At 64.2% G+C, this 6,091-nt stretch carries 1 protein-coding gene; it reads right to left on the bottom strand.

Going from position 1 to position 6,091, the window contains the following annotated elements:
- On the bottom strand, positions 1-5,735 hold a 5,735-nt coding region (locus AC1DJT_RS33420), incomplete at its 3' end, for a peroxidase family protein (RefSeq protein ID WP_476835761.1).
- Positions 5,736-6,091: the final 356 nt, after the last annotated feature.

The following is a 6,091-nucleotide window of genomic DNA, read 5'->3' as shown; positions in this document are numbered from 1 at the left end:
GTTCCCAMCTGGGTGGTGTAGGCCGTCGCGCCGAACTGAACCTTTTCGATCGTCGTCAGCGTGTCGCGGCCATCGGCATCGCTTGTAATGGTCAGCACGCCCGCATTGGTCGTGGTGAGGGTATGGTCGAGCACCGATCCGGTGAACACCGCCGTATCCGTGCCGGCGCCGCCGGTCAGTGCGTTGTTGCCGGCATTGCCGGTGAGGATGTTGTCGCCGGTATTGCCAGTCGCGTTGACATTCGCGGTTCCCGTCAGCGTGACGTTCTCGACATTGGCATAAAGTGCGAGGTCGAGATTGACCGATCCGGTCACCGTATCGATGCCGCCGGCAGCGCCTGCAGCCTCGATGACCTGGTCCCTTTGAGCCGCCGTGCCGGTCACATCATCGATGACATAGGTGTCGTCGCCGGCACCGCCGGTCATGACGTCGCCCGTAGTGTTGGGATTGGCGCCGCCATCGAGCAGATCGTTGCCTGCTCCGCCGTTCAGCGTGTCGGCACCGGCCCCGCCGCTGAGCACGTCGTTGCCCAGACCGCCGATCAGCGCGTCGTTACCGGCCCCGCCGCTGAGCGCGTTGTCGTTGGCATCACCGGTGATCGAGTCGTTGCCGCTCCCGCCGATGAAATTCTCGATATTGGCGATCGTGTCGGAAGTTGCGTTCGTGGTCCCCGACCCCGCAACGACCGCCGCGGTTGCGCCGTTCAGCGTCACGGTCAAAACCGCCGTTGCCGCCGAGTAATCCGCGGTGTCGATCCCGGTGCCACCATCGAGGACGTCGCGGACGGTGTCGACACCGGCGACCAGCGTATCGTTATCGGCGCCACCATTGAGCGTATCGGCGCCGGCTCCGCCATTCAGGACGTCGTCACCTGCCAGGCCGTTCAGCGTGTCGTTGCCCGCCAGGCCGTTGATCAGGTTTGGATCGGCCGTGCCGGTAATGGTTTCGTTCCCACCGGTTCCGACCCGGGCGACGATCTGGGAGGTCACCGACTCGGCAAGCCCGTCRCCATCGATATAGCTGACGATCACCCGATAGAAATTGGCGTCGTTGATGGTGCGGTTGGCGTTGGCCGTCGGCAGCCCGGCATTGGTCCAGGGTCCTGTTCCGGTTGCCGAGGTCTGCCATTGGTAGCGGATGGTGTTGGCAATGCCGTTGGCGTCGACGATTCCAGCGGTGCTGGCCGTCAGGACATTGGTGCCGGTGCTGGTGATCGTCGGKGCGCCGCTTGCTCGTGCCAGCGACACATCCGTGAACGTTCCGGTCGGAATGCCATTGGCATCGAAATTCGTGAACCGCGCGATCTCGATATTCACGAGCGTGTCGGTGCCTTCGTCGTCGATCAGCGGGATCTTGATGCCATCTGCCCCGAGGACCGGTGCCACGACAGTGTCGACGACTGTTACCGTGCCGTTGGCATTGCGCGTCAGCGTGAAGTCGGCGCGGCTGCCGTGGAAGACCGCCACGTCGGTATCGGTTGCCAGGGCGCCGTCGGAGATGATCTCGCGCACCGCTTCGAGCTGGCCCGGATTGATCTGTCCGGTTCGCATCAGGTCGGCGACCGATTTTCCGTCCCAATTGGCATTGCCGGTCCCCGAGATGAGGGTGGTCAAGCCATCGACCGTGAACAGCTGGGCGCTCGCCGGGTCCTTGGTGGCATGCACCGAGATCCGGACATTGAGCCAGCGGTCGCCATCGATCAGATCATTGCCGGCATTKCCRGTGATGGTGTCGCTGCCGGCGCCGCCGAGCAGGATGTCGCCACCATTGCCGGGGTCGAAGACAGTGGTGTCGGGAGCGAGATCGCGGAAATGCGAGCCAGCGACCGCCATGGCCGCGACGGTCGCCGCCGATTGTCCGATGACCGCACCGGGCGCCAGCTTGATGAAGTCCTCGAGCCCGCGGATCAGGTCGACGTTCTGGGACAGAAGCTTGCTGTCCGTCGCGGGCCCATTGACCGGGCCGGTTCCTGCGCCGACAGCGCCGACCGGAAAGCTGGTTCCGATCAATGTATCGTTGTGCTTCCAGCCCGAGGCGCCTTCCACCGAGTCGTTGCGGTCCCGCAATGTCAGCGCGAGCTGATTGGCGAAGCGCGAGATGCCGAGATCGATGACGCCGTCGGTTTCGTCTCCCTTCTGAATGGACCAGTCGAAGCCCAGCATGCCGTTRTTGCGCTGGATTCCGGCGCCCTGGACCATGATGTCGTCGCCGGACTCGCCATCATAGTCGGTGTCGTTGCCCTGGCCGTTGAGGATGTCGTGTCCGATGATCGGCGAGTTGAAGAACAGGTCCGAGTTTTCACCCGACAGACCGTCAAAACCCTCGCCTCCCTCGATCCAGTCATCCCCYTCRTTGCCCATCAGTCCGTCGGGYGCKGAACCGCCGAGAATGAAGTCATTGCCCGGGCCGGCGAACACTTCCTTGGCGTCCGTGACGCCCATGATGAAATCGTTGCCCTCGCCGCCGAACATGAGGGTGAGGCCCGCATCGCTGGCGATCACGTCGTCACCGGCTTCGCCGCGCAGGAAATTGTCCCCGAACGGATCCTCGATGATGTCGTCGCCGCCGCCGCCGAACACCTGGTCGGATTCCATGCCGGCATTCAGATAGTCATTGCCGTCATCGCCCCAGAGGGTGTCGATGCCCTTGTCGCCATACAGCCTGTCATTGCCCTCGGTRCCGCCGAGAACSACGTGTTCACCGCCGGAGAACTGCAGGATTCCGCCATCGAAGATCGGCTTGCCATCCGCATCGAGAACCGGCTGACCGTTGGCATCCAGGCGGGCCGTCCCTTCGACCCGGTGAACCTTGGGATCGATGCCTTGCACGAAAGGATCGGAGTGCACGGGATCGAGCAGGCTGCGATCGGCTGGATCGGTCCCGTCGCGCGCGGCAATGCCGCTATAGTTCTCCTGACCCGCCAGCTTGTCGAGCTCCAGGATCATGTCCGGAACCGACATGAGGTTGCCCGGAAGATGCGTCGAATGGAGATCGCCCAGGTCGGTATTGCGCATGACCAGGTCGGTGAACGAATTGGGCTCCAGCAGGTTCAGCAGGTTCATGCCCTGCGTGCGGCTGAGGTAATAGAACCGGTCKCCGTTYTGCAGGTGCTCCAGCTGATATTCGAACACGAAGTTGAACGTCGAGCCGAGCTGGCCGCCGAACTCGTTGATCTCCTCGGCCAGACCGCCGATCCACAGATCGACATGGTTCAGTCCGCCAAGGCTGTCGTCATGGGGACCGGCGCCGTCCGCCGCATAGAGGCCGGTCGCGTTCAGGAAGTCGAGGCGGTCAGCCGGAGCATGAATCGTATGCGCCAGGACCGGCGGCTGCATGGCGGCATTCGCTGGCACGGTCTGATCGGTGCCGAGCACGATGGCCATGGCGGCTGCACGCTTGCCCTCCGAGGTCGTCTCGGCGGCGATCAGCGGATGGGTGCCATAGGCTGCGATGAAGTTGACCACGGATAGCGGGTGCTTGATGTGCTGRGTGAAGTCGGCCCAGCTGGTATAGGGCTTGAGRTCGGCGCCGCCGGTCGTGGCGTAGATYTGMGCGCGCGCGTCRTTCAAGCTCGGRATGCCGGTGTCGCGAGCCCGGGCGAGGTTCAAGGCGGGAAGATCGAGCGGCAGTCCGAGCAGATTGTTCCGCAAGGCTTCGACGACGAATTCGTCGATYTCATTGCCGACCGAACGRGACATGCCGCGGATCAGCGCACCGGTYGCCACCTCGTCGCTGAATCCGACAGGGGCCCCAASGCTATCCCGGACGACGCCGCCGGCGGTGAATTCCTGCGGATTGAGGAAGGCCTGGATCAGGCCGACCTGCTGCGCATCATCGGCCGAAGCGTTGTCGCTGTTGACGAGCGAGAGATCATTGTCGAGCCGGTCCACGGTATCGACCAGCATCGAATGGCCGAAGCGATAGACGGTGTGGGCAAACTCGGCGACGATCGCCGGATTCAGATCGGCCGAGTTGGTGAAGACGAACGGATCGACATTCGGCTGAATGCGCCGCGCGAACTCCTCGAACACGAGATGCTGGTATTGCATCTCGGTGACGAAGCGGGCGGCCTGGAACAGACGCTCGCCATCCCAGTCCAAGGCATCGATCGCCGCAGCCTTTGCCAACGGGTCGGTCAGCGCGTTGATGGCATCGAGCTCGACCTGACTGATCGCCGTCCGGGCGTTGTCGGGATCGGCGGCGAGCCATTGATTGACGATGGCCACGTCGCCGGAGGCGATGATGGTGTCCTTGTTCGCCTCGACGAGGCGATTGTGCTCGGAATGGAAGATCGTGTGAACCGCGGTCAGCCCGATGTTCTCGTTGCCGCGGCCGTCGCCGGTCAGGAAATGCGAGTTGAGCAGTTCATCATCGTATTGAAGATTATGGCCCTGGCCGTCATCCGGGACGGGGTTCCCGACAATGCTGTCGGCGTCGGGCTGCAAGACGCCGCCGATCACCACCGGTACAGCAGTGTGCGCGATGTCGTTGAGGAAGGCATGACCGGTACCGATCACCTGGAAGACGGTTGCAGTCGCCCCCGGCAAGGGAACGAAACCTGCCGGCAGGTCGCTCGGAAGGATGTGGTGAATGTCCAGGCCGCCCGCCTTGCCCTCGACGGCAACCGTTGAAATGCGGGTCGTCACCCCGTCGTTTTCAAACACATTGACCATGACCTGGGCATAGCCATGCGTGCCCGGCGTGAACTTGCCATAGGCGTCGACGACGAGTTGCGGGACGTCGAGGACATCGGCGTCGTTCAACTCCAGCCCCAGCTTCTCYGCCGCCTGCGCCTTCACTTCTGCCCAATTTGCAATGCCGCCATGGACGCCATTGAGCAGGTGGCCGGTGTTCACGGCATGCGWGTCCGCGATGCCATCATTACCGACGGCGTCCACGCTGAACTTGTACTCCCGCAGGAAAACCTGATGCGAGGCGCTGGAGGTGTAGGTCTGGTTCTGGTCAACGAACGGCGTCGTCGTGTTCTGGGACTCGGTTCCCAGCGGATTCGGGTTGCCATTGGCGTCGAAGGGCGTCACCCGCGACAACGTCATGAAGCGGAATTCCGGCGCAAGGTCGTCCGCATTGCCGAGGATATGGTCCGGGCCGGCGATCAGCGGATCGTCGGCCTGGAGCGGGATGTAGATCGTGCCGTTGCTGCCTTTGGTGACGAGGTCGAGGCCGTGATCGAAGAACTGGCCGAAGAACGTCATCCAGGCGCTGTTTGGAGGCGAGAGGCCGACRTCGGGCGAACGGTCCTCGATCAGGATCGAACCATCATTGGACAACTCGAGACCGGCATCCGCGATGAGATTGACCAGGTGCTGGCCGGCCGGGTCGGCCACGGCCTGGGAGAGCGCCACCGCATTGGCCGCTGCAGCGGTCGCCAGSCCCTGGGCGGTGCCCTCGGCAAGGACGACCGTRTTGAATTCGGGAATGGTGACGCCGTCGCCGACGGCTCCCTGCACGGCCGTCACGGTCGCCACGAAGGTCGTGAGGGCGTTCACCTGGGCCTGGGCGCTGGCAATGTCCGCGGCTKCGGYAGCCGTGCCGGGCGCCTGAAGCGCAGCCAGGACGCTGGTTGCTGCCGCAAGGGCGGCCGTCGCCGCCGTGACGGCGTCGCCTGCRKTSGTCGMGAYGTCGACGACGCCATCGGCGGCCACGTCGGCGCGAAGCGCCGTCAGGCTCGCAAGCGCGCTGCTGATCTGGGTCTGTACAATTCCCGCAGCCGTCACGGCCTGCCCGTAAGCTAACGCCGTTGCCGCGGCGAAGGGAGCRGCCGCGGCMGCCGCATCACGCGCGGCCAGGATCAGATCGGCAGCGGCTGCCGCCACGGAAGACCCCGGCGTCAGCGAAATACCCCCGGCGGCCGCACTCCTTTCGAGGGCCGCGATCAGGGCAGATCTGTTGGTCAGCGTCTGATCGACGATCAGGTTCGAGATGATGCGAGGATCGGCATCCGCGAGCAGATTGACCAGGTGCTGGCCGGCCGGGTCGGCCACGGCCTGGGAGAGCGCCACCGCATTGGCCGCTGCAGCGGTCGCCAGCCCCTGGGCGGTGCCCTCGGCAAGGAAGGACGACCGTGTTGAAT

The organism is Allobosea sp. 05T422_2 (assembly GCF_056396265.1).
The sequence above is the reverse complement of the archived record's forward strand: the minus strand, read 5'-3'. Positions and strand labels throughout refer to the sequence as shown.